20 protein-coding genes are annotated in these 18,472 nt (G+C 67.8%); 8 read left to right on the top strand and 12 right to left on the bottom strand.

Going from position 1 to position 18,472, the window contains the following annotated elements; all coding sequences use genetic code 11:
- Nucleotides 1-335: 335 nt before the first annotated feature.
- Nucleotides 336-1,175: an SIS domain-containing protein gene (locus BLQ73_RS02655; protein ID WP_218125586.1), complete on the bottom strand. Its 840-nt coding sequence runs from the start codon at nt 1,173-1,175 to the stop codon at nt 336-338.
- Nucleotides 1,176-1,519: 344 nt separating this feature from the next.
- Between BLQ73_RS02655 and BLQ73_RS02650 the strand changes: the two genes are divergently transcribed.
- Together BLQ73_RS02650 and BLQ73_RS02645 are read left to right on the top strand one after the other, a co-directional pair.
- Nucleotides 1,520-2,287 carry a DeoR/GlpR family DNA-binding transcription regulator gene (locus tag BLQ73_RS02650; protein WP_093167865.1) on the top strand — a complete coding sequence of 256 codons (768 nt, stop codon included), beginning with the start codon at nt 1,520-1,522 and terminating at the stop codon, nt 2,285-2,287.
- Nucleotides 2,288-2,459: 172 nt separating this feature from the next.
- Nucleotides 2,460-2,705 (top strand): DUF2630 family protein, encoded by a 246-nt coding sequence (locus BLQ73_RS02645; protein WP_093167863.1) that lies wholly within the window; start codon nt 2,460-2,462, stop codon nt 2,703-2,705.
- 490 nt (nt 2,706-3,195) lie between these two features.
- Here the strand turns inward: BLQ73_RS02645 and era are convergent, their stop codons facing one another.
- The 7 genes from era to BLQ73_RS02610 form a co-directional block, all read right to left on the bottom strand.
- Nucleotides 3,196-4,098, bottom strand: a complete 903-nt coding sequence (gene era, locus BLQ73_RS02640; RefSeq protein WP_093167861.1) for a GTPase Era — start codon at nt 4,096-4,098, stop codon at nt 3,196-3,198.
- Nucleotides 4,095-4,430: a cytidine/deoxycytidylate deaminase family protein gene (locus tag BLQ73_RS02635; RefSeq protein ID WP_093167859.1), complete on the bottom strand. Its 336-nt coding sequence runs from the start codon at nt 4,428-4,430 to the stop codon at nt 4,095-4,097. The genes era and BLQ73_RS02635 overlap by 4 nt, the downstream gene beginning before the upstream one ends.
- A 25-nt stretch (nt 4,431-4,455) precedes the next feature.
- The gene (locus tag BLQ73_RS02630; RefSeq protein ID WP_093167857.1) at nt 4,456-5,148 is read right to left on the bottom strand and encodes a hypothetical protein; all 693 of its coding nucleotides are present in this window, start codon (nt 5,146-5,148) and stop codon (nt 4,456-4,458) included.
- Nucleotides 5,149-5,494: 346 nt separating this feature from the next.
- The gene (locus BLQ73_RS02625) at nt 5,495-6,784 is read right to left on the bottom strand and encodes a hemolysin family protein (protein ID WP_093168163.1); all 1,290 of its coding nucleotides are present in this window, start codon (nt 6,782-6,784) and stop codon (nt 5,495-5,497) included.
- Nucleotides 6,781-7,260 carry an rRNA maturation RNase YbeY gene (gene ybeY, locus BLQ73_RS02620; protein WP_093167855.1) on the bottom strand — a complete coding sequence of 160 codons (480 nt, stop codon included), beginning with the start codon at nt 7,258-7,260 and terminating at the stop codon, nt 6,781-6,783. Before ybeY ends, BLQ73_RS02625 begins: the two co-directional genes overlap by 4 nt.
- A 4-nt stretch (nt 7,261-7,264) precedes the next feature.
- Nucleotides 7,265-8,299, bottom strand: a complete 1,035-nt coding sequence (locus BLQ73_RS02615) for a PhoH family protein (protein WP_093167853.1) — start codon at nt 8,297-8,299, stop codon at nt 7,265-7,267.
- Between the two features lie 187 nt (nt 8,300-8,486).
- Nucleotides 8,487-8,831, bottom strand: a complete 345-nt coding sequence (locus BLQ73_RS02610; RefSeq protein WP_093167852.1) for a histidine triad nucleotide-binding protein — start codon at nt 8,829-8,831, stop codon at nt 8,487-8,489.
- Between the two features lie 155 nt (nt 8,832-8,986).
- On the opposite strand from BLQ73_RS02610, the gene BLQ73_RS02605 reads away from it, so the two are divergent.
- Complete coding sequence (locus BLQ73_RS02605; RefSeq protein ID WP_245690735.1) at nt 8,987-9,592, top strand: SigE family RNA polymerase sigma factor; 606 nt, start codon at nt 8,987-8,989, stop codon at nt 9,590-9,592.
- The gene (locus BLQ73_RS02600; RefSeq protein WP_093167850.1) at nt 9,589-10,218 is read left to right on the top strand and encodes a hypothetical protein; all 630 of its coding nucleotides are present in this window, start codon (nt 9,589-9,591) and stop codon (nt 10,216-10,218) included. Before BLQ73_RS02605 ends, BLQ73_RS02600 begins: the two co-directional genes overlap by 4 nt.
- 7 nt (nt 10,219-10,225) lie before the next feature.
- Here BLQ73_RS02600 and BLQ73_RS02595 read toward each other — a convergent pair whose 3' ends face one another.
- The 3 genes from BLQ73_RS02595 to hrcA are packed head-to-tail and all read right to left on the bottom strand — an operon-like array spanning nt 10,226 to nt 13,106.
- Nucleotides 10,226-10,957, bottom strand: a complete 732-nt coding sequence (locus tag BLQ73_RS02595) for a 16S rRNA (uracil(1498)-N(3))-methyltransferase (RefSeq protein ID WP_093167847.1) — start codon at nt 10,955-10,957, stop codon at nt 10,226-10,228.
- Nucleotides 10,954-12,087, bottom strand: coding sequence for a molecular chaperone DnaJ (gene dnaJ / locus BLQ73_RS02590; protein ID WP_093167845.1), 1,134 nt, complete (start codon nt 12,085-12,087; stop codon nt 10,954-10,956). The genes BLQ73_RS02595 and dnaJ overlap by 4 nt, the downstream gene beginning before the upstream one ends.
- Before the next feature lie 11 nt (nt 12,088-12,098).
- Nucleotides 12,099-13,106 (bottom strand): heat-inducible transcriptional repressor HrcA, encoded by a 1,008-nt coding sequence (gene hrcA, locus BLQ73_RS02585; RefSeq protein ID WP_093168159.1) that lies wholly within the window; start codon nt 13,104-13,106, stop codon nt 12,099-12,101.
- A 433-nt stretch (nt 13,107-13,539) separates the two neighbouring features.
- Between hrcA and BLQ73_RS02580 the strand changes: the two genes are divergently transcribed.
- Genes BLQ73_RS02580 through BLQ73_RS02570 form a run of 3 tightly spaced genes read left to right on the top strand, consistent with a single transcriptional unit; the run spans nt 13,540 to nt 15,735 of the window.
- Nucleotides 13,540-14,316, top strand: a complete 777-nt coding sequence (locus BLQ73_RS02580) for a hypothetical protein (RefSeq protein ID WP_176955229.1) — start codon at nt 13,540-13,542, stop codon at nt 14,314-14,316.
- Nucleotides 14,317-14,343: 27 nt separating this feature from the next.
- The gene (locus BLQ73_RS02575; protein ID WP_093167841.1) at nt 14,344-15,174 is read left to right on the top strand and encodes a DUF3097 domain-containing protein; all 831 of its coding nucleotides are present in this window, start codon (nt 14,344-14,346) and stop codon (nt 15,172-15,174) included.
- A gap of 21 nt (nt 15,175-15,195) precedes the next feature.
- Nucleotides 15,196-15,735 carry a DUF4870 domain-containing protein gene (locus BLQ73_RS02570; protein WP_093167839.1) on the top strand — a complete coding sequence of 180 codons (540 nt, stop codon included), beginning with the start codon at nt 15,196-15,198 and terminating at the stop codon, nt 15,733-15,735.
- A gap of 137 nt (nt 15,736-15,872) precedes the next feature.
- On the opposite strand, the gene hemW is transcribed toward BLQ73_RS02570, so the two are convergent.
- Nucleotides 15,873-17,084 carry a radical SAM family heme chaperone HemW gene (gene hemW / locus BLQ73_RS02565; RefSeq protein ID WP_093167837.1) on the bottom strand — a complete coding sequence of 404 codons (1,212 nt, stop codon included), beginning with the start codon at nt 17,082-17,084 and terminating at the stop codon, nt 15,873-15,875.
- Between the two features lie 124 nt (nt 17,085-17,208).
- On the opposite strand from hemW, the gene BLQ73_RS02560 reads away from it, so the two are divergent.
- Nucleotides 17,209-18,471, top strand: coding sequence for a glycoside hydrolase family 18 protein (locus BLQ73_RS02560; RefSeq protein ID WP_245690733.1), 1,263 nt, complete (start codon nt 17,209-17,211; stop codon nt 18,469-18,471).
- The last annotated feature ends 1 nt before the right edge of the window (nt 18,472 follow it).

Genomic DNA, 18,472 nt, shown 5'->3' with positions numbered 1-18,472 from the left:
TCAGTTTTTGCATTGTGGATGGCAACGGACGGCGACGCCGTACGCCTTGCAGACGAGCAGGCCCGGCTCGGCTTCCCGCGTGGACGAGAAACGAGGCAAGAAGCCGCATGCCTATTGAGCTCCTTCCGAGGGGCCATGAGCGAAGGGATGCTTACGACGGGACTATCGGATATCAAGCCGCTCATATGCGGGGGATGACACCCACAGCATCTCTCTCGTAGAGAACCATTCCTGTGCCTGTGAAATCCCAACCGCGGAACCATGGCTGTGCGAGCATGTGTGAACGGTAAGTCCGTGTGTAGTTCACTGCTGTGTCCCCGACGGGGTATGGGACCTCATTCGACAATGACGGATCTGGACAGGTGTGCCGGTGTGTCGCAGTCGAGACCGCGAGCGCGAGCATGGGCGATGGCGAACTGATGCACTCGAACGAGTTCAGCCTGGGCGTCGGTGGAAGCGACACGTAAAGCCGCGCCGGTAGCTTCAACCGCCTCTATGACAGCGGGAGGAAGGGGAGCGAACGACCAGATGAGGCTGCGGGGTCCGGCACAGGCGATCGGGCCGTGAAGATATTCAAGCGCGGCATAGGACTCCGTCCATAGTCGGGCTGACTCCCGGCACTTGAGAGCCGCCTCACCTGCGAGCCCCAAGGTCCAACCGGTGCCGAGGAAGACCACATGGTCGTGGTCGGCGGGATCGGCGACCACGGGCTCCGCGAGAGCCGCACGCGCGGCGTCGGGCAGCCTCCCGACATCGTCGCCGACCGAGGCTCGAAGCAGCGTCAGCGCGGAGGTGGCGAACCTCGTCTGCACGACGGAACGCTCGTCGGCGAAGTCAAGAAGCACATGGCGATCCGTGGCGTTGGTGAGCGGTGAACCAGGGGTGCCCGTGATCGCGACTCTCTCCAAGCCGCCGACCAGACCGCCGGCTAGGCGGACCATGTCCGTGGTGGTGCCGGACCTGGACAGCATCACGGCCACGTCATAGGGGCCTCCATCGTGGAGATCTGATGGAAGAAGTTCTGTGGCGATTGCCGCGTGCGTGTGCCCCTGGCCGAGACTCTGCCTGAGGCGGGCATAGGAGTCGGCGATGTAGAAGGACGTGCCGCAGCCAAGCGCCAGCACACGTGTGCCCGGCTTGGGCATGAGCCCCATCACGTCCTGAGTCAGACCCAAGACTCTCTCCCAGACCTCTGGCTGACTTCTCACCTCTTTCTCGGTCTCGCGGCCAAGACCCCCCGAGGACGAATCTTCGCTGGATGGGTTCGCGACGGAGCCAGATGTGTGCGCCATGTGGTTCGACCTCCCGAGAACGCTCGATCAGAATCAATCAAAAACTCTCAGAACTTTCAGATCCGACCATAGAACGGCGGCACACCTCTGTCAATCCATGGCACAGACGCACACGAATGGGACAAATAGCAACAAACACGCTTTGACGAATGACAGAACTTGATGTTTTCTGAGTGCCCACGGAGATGAGATCCTCGTAGCCTTGGAGACAGGAGGGACGGCGTCCGATGCTGAGCGAGAAGCGCAGAAGCACACTGCTAAGCCATGTGCGTACCAACGGATCGGTCAGCGTTGACGATCTCGCCGACCTGCTCGGAGTGAGCGTCTCGACAGTTCGCCGGGATCTTGACGAGATGGATGAGCGTGGCCTCCTGCGCCGAGTGCACGGTGGCGCGATCGCACTGCCGAACGCCGAATCCTCCGAGGTCTCGCTCGTTGAACGGGCCATCCGCAACCTCAGTGAGAAGAGCCGGATCGCCGCCCGCGCGGTAGACCAGATCAAGCCTCACAGCACAGTGCTGCTCACCGGGGGGTCGACGTGCGCCCAAATGGTGCCTCATCTGGGACGGGTGCGAGACCTCACGGTGGTCACCAACTCCGTGGCGATCGCGCACGCGATCGGCACCTCCGGCGATCAGGTACAGGTGTTGGTGCTCGGCGGCCTGATGCGCAACACCGAGCTGTCACTGCTTGGACATCTGACCACTCAAGCGCTGGCCGATATCCACATCGACACCGCGTTCTTCAGCGCCTTCGGGCTAGACCCTGAGTACGGCATGCTCGGCGCCCACCTCGCGGAGGCCGAGACAGATCGCAACATGATCACGGTGGCCCGCGATCTCGTCGTGCTCGCCGACCACACCAAGTTCAGTCAGAGCAGTGCAGTTCGCATCGCGCCGGTGTCCCGCATCGGCACAGTGATCACGGACGACGCGACCTCAGATGGTGCGGTCAACCGATTGCGCGCCCAAGACGTCACTGTGATCATCGCCTGACCCGCTATGACGGTCGACCTCCTGCGAGATCTTGCCCGCTCCCCGACAACCACCCCCAAGCCCCAGCGGGCCAGGAAGCCCGACCAGTCCACCCAGGCCTCCCCCAGGGAACGCCCGAGAGCCGCAGTTCGGCGGATATGGTCGAACTAGCGACTGAGCCACAGGAGGCATCATGCGCGACCACGAGATTCTGGGCCGGATCAGTGACCTCGTCGCAGAAGAGCGCGAACTACGGCGTCGGCTCGCTCTGGGCGAAGTGACCTCGGAGGAAGAGAACCAGCGCATCAGATCTTTGGAGATGGCGCTCGACCAATGCTGGGACCTGCTACGGCAGCGTCGTGCCCAGCGCGAGTTCGGCGAAGATCCCGATTACGTGAATCCCCGTCCTGCGGACGAGATCGAGACTTACCAGCAATGAGAGGGCGAGGGGCCCACACTCGGCCACCAGGATTCCCACCTCCACAACTGCACTCGAGCCCGGCTCTGTAGGCTCCGGTGCCCCTCCACCCCCACAGCGACGATCGTGCCCTACGAGCGCTTCCAGCCCAGCAGGTCACGGTAGCCGTGGACGGTGGCCGGGAGCTCCCGGTCGGCCAGGTGCTGTCCGACCGTGTCGATCACCTGCGGTGTGGGTCAGGCCGCGAGTGTCGACTCGCCGGTGATCTGCGGGCTGTCGTGCGTCATGTCCGTCGTCGCGAGTCCGTTCCGGGGGCGGCAGCGCCGGTCAGGGGGTGGGCGGACGAGACCATGGCGGGGCTTCTGGACCGAGCTCCTATGAGGTCGCGAGCGCCTGTCCGGCCGCGTGCGTGGTGACACCCGGATTCCCCCGTCGCCTGAAGGCGACGGTCCCCTCGGGAGAATCTGATGGGGCAGGCCCACCTGCGGTGTCACCACGGACATCATCACTGTCAGTCGTAGAAGCCCAGGCGGCGGAGTTGTTTGGGGTCTCGCTGCCAGTCCTTGGCGACCTTGATGCGCAGGTCTAGGTAGACACGGGTGCCGAGGAGGGCTTCGATCTGGTGGCGGGCCCGGGTGCCGACTTCGCGAAGCCGTTCGCCCTTGCGGCCGATCACGATGGCTTTCTGGGATGGCCGTTCGACGTACATGAAGGCGTAGATGTCGAGGAGGTCGTCCCGCCCTTCGCGCAGGCCCATCTCCTCGACGACGACGGCGATGGAGTGCGGGAGCTCATCGCGTACGCCCTCTAGGGTGGCCTCTCTGATGAGTTCGGCGACGAGGACCTGTTCGGGCTCGTCTGTGAGTTCGCCGCCTTCGTAGAGCGGGGGGCTTTCGGGGAGCCGGTCGATGAGGAGGTCGGAGAGGATGCCGAGCTGGTCGCCGGATTTCGCGGAGACGGGAATGATCTCCGCGAAGGTGCCCAGGTTGGAGACGGCGAGGAGCTGTTCGGCGACTCGCTCGCGCCCGACGAGGTCGCACTTGGTGACGATCGCCAGGATGGGGGTGCGTTTGACAGCGGCGAGTTTGTCGGCGATGAACCGGTCGCCCTTGCCGATGGGTTCGTCGGCGGGGATGCAGAACCCGATGGCGTCGACTTCGCTCAGGGTGGACAGGACGAGGCTGTCCAGGCGCTCGCCGAGCAGAGTGCGGGGGCGGTGGAGGCCGGGGGTGTCGACGATCACCAGTTGGGCGTCGGGCCGATGGACGATGCCGCGGATCGCTCTGCGTGTGGTCTGGGGCTTGGACGAGGTGATGGCGACCTTGGTGCCCACGAGCGCGTTCATCAGCGTGGACTTGCCGACGTTGGGTCGGCCCACGAAGCAGGCGAAGCCTGCCTTGAATTCGTCGCTCATCGGCTCTGCCGTATGGTTCCGTCGGGGCCGGCGGTGATCAGGACCGGGGTGCCGAGGTCGGCGACAACGGCGCGGTCGGCGTCGCCGGGCTCGTCGGCGTCGGTGACCAGGGCCGCCGCTTCGAGTGATCGCGCTCCGCTCGACACCGCCATCGCCACCGCGACCTGGAGCGCCGTCAGCGTCAGCGAGGGCAGCGCCACGTCGGTCGCGACATAGGTGCGGCCGGTCTCGTCGCGCACGGCGGCGCCTTGAGCCGTGCCGTTGCGCGCTCTGGCCGACCGGGCCAGCACAATGATCTTATTGTCCTCGGGGTCGAGAGTCGTGTCAGTCACCCGACAAGGCTACTCAAAGCGCGGGTCAGGCCGATGCCACGCGGTCGGCCACGGCTCTGGCGAGCAGATGGGTGCGCGTGGGGTCGAGATCGGCGAACCCGGTGTGGATCACGCAGATCAGGGTCTCCCCGATGCGTACGAAGACGAGGTGGAGGCTGTACGGATATCCGTTGAGCCGTCCGGTCACCTTCGCGGTCAGCGCCTTGTGGCCGACGTCGGCAATGGAGAGCTCCCGCATCGTGAGTTTGGTGCTGTTGCCCGGATTCTTGGCGGTCAGCAGCTTCTGCGGCTTGGCCAGGCACCGGGCGAGAGCCGTACTCAGGTGGTCGAGGTGCCGTTGGGCGCCTCCAGGTGAGTAGCCGGCGAGGGCGACTCCGGCGACTTCGCCGACACCGTTGCCGGCGTAGGCCGCTTTGGCCTGGGCACGGAGGGAGCCGCTCGGCGGGCGGCCGGCGGCGGCGTCGAGTACGGCCCGGCAGTCGCGGCCGCGTGCCCGGAACGGGGAGATCCATCCGTCCAACGGCCTCGGCGAGAACCCGTCGGGGAGCCCACGTTGATCGTTGAGGACTCCTTGCATGCGGGTGAGTTCGGCGTGGTCCCGCACCTCAGGGGGGCGCTCTGTGCGTTTCGACCCGCACCCGCCGAGGGCTGCGGCGATCAGTCCGAGCGCCACCAGTATGGCGGCGACCACCCAGAACACCCGCATCCCCCGCGTCATGCCTTCTCCCGTTGTTCCCCGGTCACCCCGACGCTGATGTTCCCGCCGAGTAACTAGAACAATCTCCGAGAGTCCCCAATAGACGCTTAAGGGTGCTCTCACCGGCATATGCCAGGCAAGAGCACCCTTTAACGAGCGGCGTCCACGGCCGGCTAGCTGGCCGGGACGCGCTCACCCCCCGGAAAGCCCTTGCGCCGAACCCCTCCGAGCGGTCGGGCTTTCCCGTGTGGCCCCTGCAGCACCAGGCGCCACGAGAAAACTATGGCTCGCCCCGCTTGCAGATGACTTGTAGGGGACTTGCATAGAATCCGTAGCTTTGCCCGGAAAGGCTGCTATCGCCGTCCCGCTAGGCCGTCACAAAGTCCTGCTCGGACGGCAGCAGCCTCCTGACCAGCACCGTCCCGATGCGATTGCGGCGACCGGCGAGGCTTTCCGCGGTCAACCGCAACCCCTCGACCTCGACCTCGGACCCGGCGATCGGCACCCGGCCGAGTGCATGGGCGAGCAGCCCGCCGACGGTCTCGACCTCGTCGACCGCGATCTGAACGCTGAACAACTCGGCCAGTTCATCCACCGGAAGGCGGGCGGTCACCCTGACCGAACCGTCCTCCAAGGCTTCGACTCTGGGAAGTTCCTGGTCGTATTCGTCGGCGATCTCACCGACGATCTCCTCAAGCACGTCCTCGATCGTGACCAGGCCGGCCGTACCGCCGTATTCGTCGATGACGATGGCCAGATGGCTCTGACGGGCCTGCATCTCACGCATGAGTTCGTCGATCGGCTTGCTCTCCGGCACGTAGGTCGCCGGGCGCATCACGGCGTCCACCTTGACGCTGTGTCCGTTGTCCCCGGCCTCGTGCACGTGGCGCACGACGTCCTTGAGGTAGACGATGCCGATGACGTCGTCCTCGTTCTCGCCGACCACGGGAATGCGGGAGAACCCGCTGCGCAGGGCGAGGGACAGGGCCTGGTTGAGGGTCTTGCCGCGCTCGATGAACAACATGTCGGTGCGCGGCACCATGACCTCGCGCACCAAGGTGTCACCGAGCTCGAAGACCGAGTGGATCATCTCCCGCTCGTCGGGTTCGATGACCCTGCGCTCCTCCGCCAGGTCGACCAGGTCGCGCAGTTCGGCCTCAGAGGTGAACGGCCCGTCCCGGAAGCCCTTGCCGGGCGTCACCGCGTTGCCGAGAAGGATCAGGAGCTTGGGCAGCGGGCCGAAGATCCGGGTCAGACCGTAGACCACGGGCGCGGCGGCCAGGGCGATCGGCTCGGCGTGCTGGCGCCCCAGCGTGCGCGGGGACACTCCGACGATCACGTAGCTGACCACGATCATGACGGCCGCGGCGACGGCGTACGCCCAGCCCTGGTCTCCCAGAACGTCAATGAAGATCAATGTGGCTATCACCGTGGAGACGAGCTCGCAGCTCAACCTGAGCAGCAGGAGCAGGTTAAGGTAGCGCGGCGGGTCGGCCACGATGGCTCGCAGCCGTTCCGCGCCCCTGCGCCCCTCTCGCGTGAACTCGTCCGCGCGCACCCGTGAGATGCGCGTAAGAGCCGTCTCCGCGCTTGCGATCAGGCCGCCGACCACGACGAGTACGACGACCGTCACCAACCACCCGTTCGCGGCGTTCACCGCTGGGTGCGCACCTCCCGCCACGCCGTGAGAAGTTCGGCCTGCAAGCCGAACATCTCCTTGTGTTCCTCGGGCTCGGCGTGGTCGTAGCCCAGCAGGTGGAGGATGCCGTGCGTGCACAGCAGCTCCAACTCATCCTGGGCGGAGTGCCCGGCCTCGACGGCCTGCTTGGCCGCGACCTGCGGGCACAGCACCACGTCACCGAGGAGCGCCGGATCGGCGGGCCCCTCGTTGCCCTGCCGAGCGCCGGTCTGGCCCGGCCTCAGCTCGTCCATGGGAAAGGCCAGCACGTCCGTCGGACCTGGCTCTCCCATCCACTGCTCGTGCAATCCGGCCATCACATCCTCGTCCACGACAAGGATGGACAGCTCGGCCAGCGGGTTGACCTTCATGTGATCGAGCACATGCCCCGCCAGGGCCACGAGCGCCGTCTCGTCGACCTCGACACCGGACTCGTTGGCGACTTCGATGCTCATCGGCCTATCTCCTGCCCCGCTGCTTGATCTGCTTGGGCTCGACCAGCGTGGCGTCATATCGACCGTAGGCGTCGACGATGTCGCTGACAAGCCGGTGCCTGACCACGTCCGCGCTGCTCAGGCGGCAGAAGTAGATGTCCGGGATGCCGTCCAGGATCTCCTGCACGACCTTGAGCCCGCTCTGTGTTCCTCCGGGCAGGTCGATCTGGGTGACGTCGCCCGTCACCACGATCTTGGAGTTGAATCCGAGCCTGGTGAGGAACATCTTCATCTGCTCGGGCGAGGTGTTCTGGGCCTCGTCCAAGATGATGAAGGCGTCGTTGAGCGTACGGCCGCGCATGTAGGCCAGCGGGGCGACCTCGATCGTGCCCGCCGCCATCAGCCTGGGGATGGAGTCGGGGTCGACCATGTCGTGCAGCGCGTCGTACAGCGGGCGCAGATACGGGTCGATCTTCTCGTAGAGCGTGCCCGGCAGGAAGCCCAGCCGCTCCCCCGCCTCGACCGCGGGCCGGGTCAGGATGATGCGGTTGACCTCTTTGGCCTGCAGGGCCTTCACGGCCTTCGCCATGGCCAGGTAGGTCTTGCCCGTGCCGGCGGGTCCGATGCCGAAGACGACCGTGTGCTTGTCGATCGAGTCGACATAGCGCTTCTGGTTGACCGTCTTCGGGCGGATCGTGCGTCCGCGCGAGGACAGGATGTCGAGGGAGAGCACCTCGGCGGGGCGCCCTGCGGACATGCGCAGCATCGCGATGCTGCGCTCGACGGCATCCGTGGTGAGCTGCGTTCCGCCGCGCAGCAGCTCGACCAGCTCCTCGAAGAGGCGCACGACCGCGCCGCTCTCCTCGGGACTGCCGGTGACTGTGATCTCATTGCCCCGGACATGGATGTCGGCGCGGAACGCGCCTTCGATGACCCGCAGCAGCTCGTCTCCTGAGCCCAGCAGGCCGACCATGAGCTGGTCGTCCGGGATCACCACCTTCGCCTGGGTCCGGGTTGGACCGCTCGGTGGCGACTTACGGGAATCGTTTGGCTCGGACATGGGCAGGCCGACGGCCTGATCGCCTCCCGGATAGATACAACAGGACTGTCCACATGCTATCCGTGTCGGCCGTGGTCCGCTCCGCCCCGTGACCGGCCTCTCCGCCCTCGTGGCCAGGCCGTACGGCGGGAGCCCGGCCCCGGGCCGTACGGCGGGAGCCCGCCCTCGGCGGGCCGCGGGCCCCCGGTCAGCCGGGCGGCCAGGTGAGGCCGCGCCCGCCGAGCAGGTGGCCGTGCACGTGGAACACGGTCTGGCCGGCCCCCGGGCCGGTGTTGAACACGAGCCGGTAGCCGGTGTCGGCGATGCCTTCGGCGACGGCGATGGCGTGCGCGGTCTTGAAGACCTCGTCGGCGAGGCCGTCGTCGGCGAGGGCGAGTTCGGCCGCGTTGGCGAAGTGTCCCTTGGGGATCACCAGCACGTGGGTGGGGGCCTGCGGATTGATGTCGCGGAAAGCGAGCGTGCGCTCCGACTCTTGGACGATCTCCGCCGGGATCTCACCCTTGACAATCTTGCAGAACAAGCAGTCGATCACCAGGGCACTTTACCGGCTCCTGCCGTTGCCAATCGGTAACCCGGGCTCGGGTGCGCGGAAAGATCCCCGCAGATAGGGTGTGTGTGCCACACTTCAGTGAAATTCAGAACAACTCAGGGTCGGGCGAGGCCACCTGGCGAGGACACGACTGGGTCATGCCCCCTAATGAACCGGAAGAGCGTAAACCCTCTGGGAAGGCCGCGCGTCCCACTGATGTGACCACCGAGACCCTCGTGGCCGATAGGTCGCTCGGGGCGGTGCCTGTGGGATGGGACGCCGACACGGCCGTGACCGCGCTCTACAGCGCGCACTACCGGTCGCTCGTGCGTCTCGCCGTACTCCTGGTCCGCGACATCGCGACCGCGGAGGAGGTCGTCCAAGACGCGTTCGTGGCCATCCACGGCGCGTGGCGGCGACTTCGGGACCCCGACAAGGCGCTCGCCTACCTGCGGCAGTCGGTCGTCAACCGATCCCGGTCCGTGCTACGCCATCGCGCGGTCGTAGAGAAATACGCGCCCAAGGGTCTGCCCGACGCACCCAGCGCGGAATACGGCGCCATTGGCGAGCTGGAGCGAGGCGCGGTAATCGAAGCGCTGAGAAATCTTCCGACGCGCCAGCGCGAAGCACTCGTTCTGCGCTATTACGGTGATCTGTCGGAAGCAGAGATCGCTCACGCCATGGGCATCAGCAAGGGTGCGGTGAAGAGCCACACCGCCCGTGGCATGGCCGCCTTACGCAACGTCCTGGAGCAGTCGTCATGACCCAAGCCCCCGACGAGCACGGCGATTTCCTCCGCCGTGTCCTCCGCGCGGAGGCGGACACGGTTGTGCCCTCCCCCGACGCCCTGGAGATCATCCGTACGCGCATCGAGCGGCGCGGCATCCGGGGCCTGTTCTGGTGGCGCGCCGGTGCGTCGATCGCCGGGGCGGTGCTCGTGGCGGCGGCCGTCGTCATGGTCGTCCCGAGCCTGCGGCAGCAGGTGACGCAGGAGGACCGGCAGATCACCGAGGTCAAGCACGGCAGCAGGGAGCCGGAGGCCTCGGGCACGTCCCGTCCGGTCCCCCCGGGGACACCGCCGCCACCGCCCCAGCACGATCCGGCGGCTGTGGTGCCGCCGCCACCGGCGCGGCCCCCGGCCGCGACGCCGTCCGGCACGCCGTCGTCCCGCCAGACGAGCCAGACGAGCCCGACTCCCCGCAAGCCCTCGTCGTGCCCGTCGCAGCCCAATGAGGCGGACGCCGCCGGAAGGTGCCCCACGATCAAACCCAGCCCGTCGCCGTCGCCGAAGCCCTCGGCCACCGACAGCGAGGCGCCCTGCGCGGCCGAGGAGTGCCCGCCGACCGAGCCTGAGCCCACGACACCGGACCTGAGCACGCCGCCCGGCTGAGGGAGGTCTACCAGCGGCCGGTGCGCGTCTGCAGCACGGCCACCGCCGCGACGCCCGCGGTCGACGTGCGCAGCACGGTGGGCCCGAGAAGCGAGGGTACGGCTCCCGCCTCCCTGAACCTGTCGAGCTCGTCGTCGCTGACTCCGCCCTCCGGGCCGACCACGACCACCACGTCCCCGCTGTCGGGCAGCTCAAGCCCGGACAGCGGCACGGCGGCCTCCTCGTGTAGGACGACGGCACGCGCCGCGCCGGCCAGCATCGCCGCCACGTCGGCCGTGGTGGCCTGTTCCGCGACCTCCGGCATCCAGAAGCCGCGGGACTGCTTGGCGGCCTCCCTGGCAGCCGACCTCCACCGGGCGAGCCCCTTCGCCGCCCGATCGCCCTGCCACTTGGCGACGCACCGGGACGCCGCCCACGGCACGATCACGTCGACTCCGGCCTCGGTCATCATCTCGACGGCGAGTTCGCCCCGGTCGCCCTTCGGCAGCCCCTGGACCACGATCAGGCGCGGCTGCGGCGCGGGCACCTCGTAGCGGCGCAGCACCTCCACCGTGAGGGAGTCCTTGGCGACCGCGCCCACCGTGCATTCGGCGACAGCGCCCCGACCGTCGGTGAGGTCGAGGCGCTCCCCCACCCGGAGCCGCCGCACGGCGGCGGCGTGGCGTCCTTCGGGGCCGCCCAGCACGAAGGAGTTCTTGGCGAACTCGTCGCGCCCGGCCAGGAAGACCGGAGCGGTCATCGGCCGTTGAAGGCGTCGCGCAGCCTGGAGAAGAAGCCCTGCTGGCCGGGGGCGAACTTGCCGGGCGGGCGCTCCTCACCCCGCAGCTTGGCGAGCTCGCGCAGGAGCTCCTCCTGCGGCGGGTCGAGCTTGGCGGGGGTCTCGACGTTGACGTGGATCAGCAGGTCGCCCCGGCCGTTCTCGTTGAGGCGCTGCACGCCCCTGCCGTACAGCGGGATGACCTGGCCGGACTGCGTGGCGGGCCGTACGTCGATCTCCTCGTTGCCGTCGAGTGTCTCCACCGTGAGGATGGTGCCGAGCGCCGCGGCCGTCATCGGGATCTGGACGGTGCAGTGCAGGTCGTCACCGCGCCGTTCGAAGATCTCGTGCGGCTTCTCGGCGATCTCCAGGAACAGGTCGCCGGGCGGGCCGCCGCCGGGGCCGACCTCGCCCTCGCCGGCGAGCTGGATGTGCGTGCCGTCCTCCACGCCGGCCGGGATGCGCACCTTGATCGTGCGGCGGGTGCGCACGCGCCCGTCGCCCGAGCACTCCTGGCAGGGGTGACGGATGATCGTGCCGTAGCCGCCGCACTGGGGGCAGGGCCGCGACGTCATGACGTTGCCGAGGAACGAGCGGGTCACCTGGGAGACCTCGCCGCGACCGTGGCAGATGTCACAGGTGTCGGGGTGGGTGCCCGGGGCGCCGCCGGATCCGTGGCAGACCTCGCACAGCACGGCCGTGTCGACGACCAGCTCGCGGGTCGCGCCGAACGCCGACTCCTTGAGGTCGAGTTCGACCCGGATGGTGGCGTTGCGCCCACGCCGGGCACGCGACCTCGGGCCGCGGGTGGCCCCGGCGGAGCCGAAGAAGGCGTCCATGATGTCGCTGAACGGGAAGCCCGCGCCGAATCCGCCCGCGGCGGCGGCGGCGCCGCCGAAGGGGTCGCCTCCGAGGTCGTACATCTGGCGCTTGTTCGGATCGGACAGGACCTCGTAGGCCTGCGTGATCTCCTTGAAGCGCTCCTGCGTCTCGGGATCGGGATTCACATCCGGATGCAGCTCACGGGCCAGACGGCGATAAGCCTTCTTGATCTCTTCCGGAGTCGCGTCACGGCGCACCCCGAGGGTGCCGTAGTAATCGCTCTTAGCCACCTATAGCCCTCTTATGAAGCAGCCAGGATCTGGCTGACGTAGCGTGCCACTGCCCGCACCGCTCCCATCGTGACCGGATAGTCCATGCGCGTCGGCCCGAGAACGCCGAGGCGCGCGAGGGGTTTGTCGCCTGACCCGTATCCCGCGGCCACGATGGACGTGCCCTGCAGGTAAGGGTTCTCCGAGCCGATCCGCACGGTGATGGCAGCCATGTCCGAGGCGTCTCCCAGCAGGCGCATCAGGACCACCTGCTCCTCAAGCGCCTCCAGGACATCACGCAGACCGACCGTGAAATCGGGCGCCGCCAGGTTGGCGGCCCCGGCAAAGACAATCTTCTCATCATGTCTGTCGACGAGCGTCTCCAGCAAGACGGACAGAATGGTAGCCGCGGCCGGGCGGTCCTCCTCGGGGAGGCGCTCGGGCAGGTCCGCGACCATCTCGGGCACCCGGTTGAGGCCGCAACCGTCGAGGGCGGCGTTCAGCACGGCCCGGATGTGCGCCACACGGGCCTCGTCGACCACGTGCGGCAGCTCGATGACCCGCTGGTCCACCCGTCCGGTGTTGGTGATGAGCACCAGCATCACGCGGTGCTCGGAGAGCGGAACGATCTCGACGTGACGCACCGTCGAGCTGCTCATGGTGGGATATTGCACGACCGCGACCTGTCGGGTGAGCTGGGCGAGCAGCCGCACCGTGCGCATGACCACGTCGTCGAGGTCGACCGCACCCGCCAGGAACGTCTCGATCGCGCGGCGCTCGGCGCCCGACATCGGCTTGATCTGCGACAGCTTGTCAACGAACAGCCGATATCCCTTGTCGGTCGGCACACGCCCCGCACTGGTGTGCGGTTGCGTGATGTAACCCTGTTCCTCTAGCACGGCCATGTCGTTTCGGATGGTCGCGGGCGACACACCGAGATTGTGGCGGTCGACCAATGCCTTCGAACCCACCGGCTCGCCGGCGGAGACGTAGTCCTCGACAATGGCCCTGAGCACGGCCAGCTTGCGGTCGTCGACCAACGTGCTCACCTCCTTGCCTCGCGCCACACCGGGAAACGCGCTGCCTGGCACTCGGTGTTCCCGAGTGCCAAGTGTACGGCTCTCGCCCGCGGCGTGCGATAACACGTCGCTGAGTGGCCCCACTCAAGGGTGTGTCAGTCGCGCCGCTACCCGAGGGCGACGCCAAGGCGTCAGACTGCCGGACATGACAGACAGGAATGAGCCCGCGGACGAAGACACCACACGGGTGTCGCGGCCGGCTCCTCCAAGCCGACCCTACGACCCGGTGGGGCAAGCCCCCGCCTCGCCCTCCCCGTTCGTCTCTCCGTCCTCTTCGCCGTCCTCTTCTCCGTCTTCCTCTCCTTCAGCCTCAACAGGCCCGCCGCCCTCGGCGCCCTCTCAGGGGCCGTTCCCCGGCCCCGGGCCGCAGGGCGGCCATCCTCAAGGCCCTCCCATGGGTCCGCCGACCGGCCCACCGACCGGCCCGCCGACCGGCCCGCCGATGGGCCCGCCGTACGGCCCGCCGCCGCAGGGCGGCCACCCGTTCGGGGCTCCGCCGGGGCCGGGCTTCGCGGGCGGGCCGCCGCACGGCGGCGGCTTCGGGGCTCCGCCGTACGGCATGCCGGGTTACGGGCCGGGCTATGGCGGGCCTGTGCCGTACGACCGCAAGCTGATCCGGCCGAAGCGGCGCTGGATCGCGGTGGGCTGGATCTTCTTCCTGGTGACCGTGGTGGTCGGCCTGGTCACGTTCGCCTCCCGCGTTGAGACCGACTTCAGCGACATTCTGCCGACGACGCAGTTCCAGTCCGGGGAGACGCGCACGGTGACGCTGGATCCCGACCGGGGGCCGGCGATCTATGTGAGCGGCCCGCAGGGCGCCAGGTTCGACTGCGACATCAGCGGGGGGCCCGGGCCGGAGAAGCCGGCGCTGTTCAAGCCGACCGTGCCGCAGGCGTATCCCGACTGGGAGCTCGTCCTGGAGATCGGGGTGAAGCAGCCCGGGGACTACCAGATCAACTGCCGGTCGGACCAGGCCGCGAGCACGGTCTTCGGTGTGGGACGCACCATCACGACCCCGGGGGCGACCCAGAGCCTGGTGGAGGGCGGGCTGCTGCTGATCGGCCTTCCCAGCTTGGGGTTCATCGCGGCGGTCATCGTCACCATCGTCATCCTCGTACGGCGCAGCTTGTTCAAGAAGAGGCTGGCGGCAGGCTGGCATCCGGGTGGTTGATCGCTGCTTTTGCTAGCGTGCCGGGATATGTACGGGCGAGATGTCCTGTCAGGCGATTGGCGGCGGCCTAAGAAGGTCGCGATTCCCGAGGTTGCCGCCGACCCCGGCCTGGTGGTGGAAGACGCGGACGGCGGTTTCTGCGGCGCGGTGGTCGCCTGCGACAAGGAGGCCGTCACGTTGGAGGACCGCTTCGGGCGGCGGCGGCTGTTTCCCCTCGTACCCGCGGGTTTCCTGCTTGAGGGGAAGGCCGTGACTCTGGTGCGTCCCGCCGCGGTCCCGAAGGCCGCGGCGCGGCGCAGCGCCTCGGGGTCGATCGCCGTCCAGGGGCTACGTGCCCGTGTGGCCAAGGAGAGCCGCATTTATGTGGAAGGCGTGCACGATGCGGCCTTGGTGGAGAAGATCTGGGGTCACGACCTCCGCGTCGAGGGCGTGGTCGTGGAATACCTCGCGGGTGTGGACGATCTACCCGACGTCGTCGCCGAGTTCGAACCGGGCCCCGGTCGCAGGCTGGGTGTGCTGGTCGATCACCTGGTGCCCGGCTCCAAGGAGAGCCGTCTCGCCGCGCAGGTGGCGGCCTCCCCTCATGTGCTGATCGTCGGACATCCCTTCGTGGACATCTGGCAGGCCGTGAAGCCGTCCGTTCTGGGCTTTCCCGAATGGCCACACGTGCATAAAGGGATTCCCTGGAAGGAAGGGGTGATCCGGGCCCTCGGCTGGGGGATAGACCCAGCAGATGCCTGGCGTCGCATCCTCGGCTCGGTCTCGACCTACGCCGACCTGGAACCGACGCTTCTGGGCAGGGTCGAAGAGCTGATCGACTTCGTGACCGCCGGGGACGCCGGGGACATGGAGCGATAGCCCGCCACACAGGGGGACATCATGAGCCACTATCCACGGGAAGCCGGCAGCCCGCCTCCGCTTGGGGACTATCCGCGCGCCGCCCATCCTCCGCCGCCCAAAGCGGGGCGATACTCCGGCTACGGCCCTGCATACGGCTATGGAACGCCGGGGTACGGCATGCCGGTCGAACGCTACGCGCCGGGGCGTTATGGGCCCAGGCCCCGCAGCGACGACTCCACGATGGCGGTGTTGGCGCACCTCAGCGGCCTCGCCAACCTGATCCTGTGGCCGTTCGGCTTTGTCGGGGCACTCATCATCTACGTCACCAAGCGGGAGCACGCGCCCTATGCCAGAGACCAGGCCGCCGAATCCCTGAATTTCTGGATCACCATGTCGGTGCTCATCGTGGCGTCGATGTTCTTCGCCGTCACCATGCTTCTGATGGCCCTGTCGTGGACCCCATTCCTCCTCCCAGTGGTCCTCTGGATCTACGCGCTGGTGGTCGGCATCGTCGGTGCCGTGTCGGCGAGCAAGGGGCAGAATTTCCGCTACCCTCTCACCCTCCGCCTGGTCAGGTGAGTTCCTCCGCCGGAGGCCGCACTCCCGGAGGCCGCACTCCCGGAGGCCGCACTCCCGGAGGCCGCACTCCCGGAGGCCGCACTTTCGAAAGGCCGCGCCGCCGCAGGGGCGGCGCGGTGTCTTGCGCGATCGGCGGATCAGGTCAGGTCCCGGATCACGGCATCGGCCAGCAGTCGGCCCCGCAAGGTCAGCACTGCCAGGCCCTCGCCGTACGGCACGGGCTCCAGCAGCCCTTCCGCGAGCGCCCGGTCGGCCTCCGCGGGCCTGGCGACCTCCGCGAGCGGGAAACCCGAGGACAGCCGTAGTTCGAGCATGAGCCGCTCGATGGCGCGGTCGTCGGCGGACAGAACCTCCCTGGCGTGGGCCGGCGACGCCCCCTCGGCGAGACGTGCGGCGTAGGCCGCGGGATGTTTCACATTCCACCAACGGGTGCCGCCGACGTGACTGTGGGCACCTGGGCCGGCCCCCCACCAGTCGCCCCCGTGCCAGTAGAGCAGGTTGTGGCGGCAGCGCGCCTGCTCGCCCGTCGCCCAGTTGGAGATCTCGTACCAGGAGAAACCCGCCTTCTCCAGCAGTTCCTCGGCCATGAGGTAGCGGTCGGCCGCCACGTCGTCGTCGGGCATGGGCAGCTCGCCCCGGCGGATGCGGCTGGCGAGGCGGGTGCCCTCCTCCACGATCAGTGAATAGGCCGACACGTGGTCCGGCCCCGCTTCGACCGCCGTCTCCAGGGATGACCGCCAGTCGTCATCCGACTCCCCCGGCGTGCCGTAGATCAGATCCAGGTTGACGTGCCGAAACCCCGCGCGGCGGGCCTCGGCCACCGCCGCGACGGCCCTTCCGGGCGTGTGCTGCCGGTCGAGCAGCGCGAGCACGTGCGAGCGGGCGCTCTGCATGCCGAAGCTCATCCTGGTGAACCCGCCCTCCGCCAGCGCGGCGAGGTACGCCTCGTCGACGGACTCGGGGTTGGCCTCCGTGGTGACCTCGGCGCCGGGGGCCAGGCCGAACTCGGTGTCGATCACCTTGAGGATCGCGGCCAGGTCCGCTGCCGGGAGCAGAGTTGGGGTGCCTCCACCGAAGAACACCGTGTCGACCGGGAGGTCGGCGTCGCCGAGAACGCGCCGCGCCAGCCGTACCTCCCGCGCCACAGTGCTCGCGTAGTCGCGGTGGGAGGCGCCCGGTCCCAGCTCGGAGGCGGTGTAGGTGTTGAAGTCGCAGTAGCCGCAGCGGGTCACGCAGAACGGCACGTGGACATAGAAGCCGAAGGGACGCGCGCCGAGCGCCTCGGTCGCTTCTGCGGGCAGGGCGCCTGATGGGGGCACGGGGTCACCGTCGGGGAGTCTGGATGGCACGTATCAAGTCTGCACCTTTGCGGTGGATGCCATTGACGGGCCGATCACACCGCTCTACGATCCGGGGAAACTTAAAGGAAACTTTCCTATAAGTTAACTGCATTCGTGTGGTTTGGAGAGGCCCGTGAAGAGAGTTCTCCTGGCCGTTGCTCTCATGGTGGGATTAGTCGCGTCCGCGGCTCCCGCCCAGGCCCAGACATTCGACCGCGACGATGACGAGCGTTTCCGAAGAGTCGCCTACTTCATCAACTGGGGCGTCTACGGACGCAACTTCAATGTGAAGAACATGGACACCTCCGGTGCCGCCGCGAAGCTCACGCACATCAACTACGCCTTCAGCTTCGTCGACCAGGCCGGCAAGTGCTATGCGACCGACCCCTGGGCCGACTGGCAGCGGCCCATCCCAGCGGAGCTGTCCGTCGACGGCGTCGCCGACGGCGACACCGGGCTCCGGGGCAACCTCAACCAGCTCAAAAAGCTCAAGGCCAAGCATCCCGGCCTGAAGACCCTCATCTCCCTCGGCGGCTGGACCGGCTCCAAGTACTTCTCCGACGCGGTGCTCACCGCCGAGAGCCGCGCCGCCCTCGCCTCCTCCTGCATCGACCTGTGGATCAAGGGCAACGTCGACGGCCTTCCCCCCGGCGCCGCCGCGGGCGTCTTCGACGGCATCGACCTCGACTGGGAATGGCCCGGCTCCGACGGTGAGGTCGGCAACATCATCCGTCCCGAGGACAAGCGGAACTTCACGCTGTTCGTCGCCGAACTGCGCCGCCAGCTCGACGCCATCGACGACGACCTGCTGATCAGCGCCTACCTGCCGGCCGCGGCGGCCAAGATCGACGCGGGCTTCGAGGTACGCAAGGTCTTCTCACTGATGGACTACGCCACCATCCAGGGATACGACCTGCACGTCTCGGGTGAACGGCGAACCGGGCACAACGGCAACCTCTACACCGACCCCCGCGATCCCAACCCCATCCGCTACAGCGTCGACCAGACCGTCCGCGACTATCTGCGGCGCGGCGCCCCCGCCGAGAAGATCGTGGTCGGCATTCCGGCCTACGGCCAGGGCTGGACCGGCCTGTCCGGCGGCGGCGACGGCCTCTACAACACCGCCACCGAGCCCGCCCCCGCCACCTGGAGTCCCGGTAGCGACGACTACAAGAACCTCATCAAGCTGCCCGGCAAGCGCTTCCGCGACCACCGCACCGGCGCCCACTGGCTCTATGACGGCAGGGTGTTCTGGTCCTACGACGACGCGTCCACCGTACGGCAGAAGGCCCACTACATCAGGGACCGGAAGCTCGGCGGATACATGATGTGGTCGATCGATCAGGACGATGACCAGGCCACCCTCACCTCGACGCTTTACCGCGTCTTGAGGTAAT

Origin of the sequence: Sinosporangium album (genome assembly GCF_900100605.1) — a bacterium.
GTDB lineage: Bacteria > Actinomycetota > Actinomycetes > Streptosporangiales > Streptosporangiaceae > Sinosporangium > Sinosporangium album.
This window is presented reverse-complemented; position numbering and strand designations above follow the sequence as displayed.

What these genes read in the sequence shown, in the direction of transcription:
- BLQ73_RS02615 (WP_093167853.1), bottom strand. Translation starts at nt 8,299, where the DNA reads ATGTCCGAGCCAAACGATTCCCGTAAGTCGCCACCGAGCGGTCCAACC.
- BLQ73_RS02630 (WP_093167857.1), bottom strand. Translation starts at nt 5,148, where the DNA reads ATGACGCGGGGGATGCGGGTGTTCTGGGTGGTCGCCGCCATACTGGTG.
- BLQ73_RS02575 (WP_093167841.1), top strand. Translation starts at nt 14,344, where the DNA reads ATGTACGGGCGAGATGTCCTGTCAGGCGATTGGCGGCGGCCTAAGAAG.
- BLQ73_RS02570 (WP_093167839.1), top strand. Translation starts at nt 15,196, where the DNA reads ATGAGCCACTATCCACGGGAAGCCGGCAGCCCGCCTCCGCTTGGGGAC.
- BLQ73_RS02580 (WP_176955229.1), top strand. Translation starts at nt 13,540, where the DNA reads ATGGGTCCGCCGACCGGCCCACCGACCGGCCCGCCGACCGGCCCGCCG.
- BLQ73_RS02605 (WP_245690735.1), top strand. Translation starts at nt 8,987, where the DNA reads ATGCCCCCTAATGAACCGGAAGAGCGTAAACCCTCTGGGAAGGCCGCG.
- BLQ73_RS02650 (WP_093167865.1), top strand. Translation starts at nt 1,520, where the DNA reads ATGCTGAGCGAGAAGCGCAGAAGCACACTGCTAAGCCATGTGCGTACC.
- BLQ73_RS02600 (WP_093167850.1), top strand. Translation starts at nt 9,589, where the DNA reads ATGACCCAAGCCCCCGACGAGCACGGCGATTTCCTCCGCCGTGTCCTC.
- BLQ73_RS02645 (WP_093167863.1), top strand. Translation starts at nt 2,460, where the DNA reads ATGCGCGACCACGAGATTCTGGGCCGGATCAGTGACCTCGTCGCAGAA.
- era (WP_093167861.1), bottom strand. Translation starts at nt 4,098, where the DNA reads ATGAGCGACGAATTCAAGGCAGGCTTCGCCTGCTTCGTGGGCCGACCC.
- BLQ73_RS02595 (WP_093167847.1), bottom strand. Translation starts at nt 10,957, where the DNA reads ATGACCGCTCCGGTCTTCCTGGCCGGGCGCGACGAGTTCGCCAAGAAC.
- ybeY (WP_093167855.1), bottom strand. Translation starts at nt 7,260, where the DNA reads ATGAGCATCGAAGTCGCCAACGAGTCCGGTGTCGAGGTCGACGAGACG.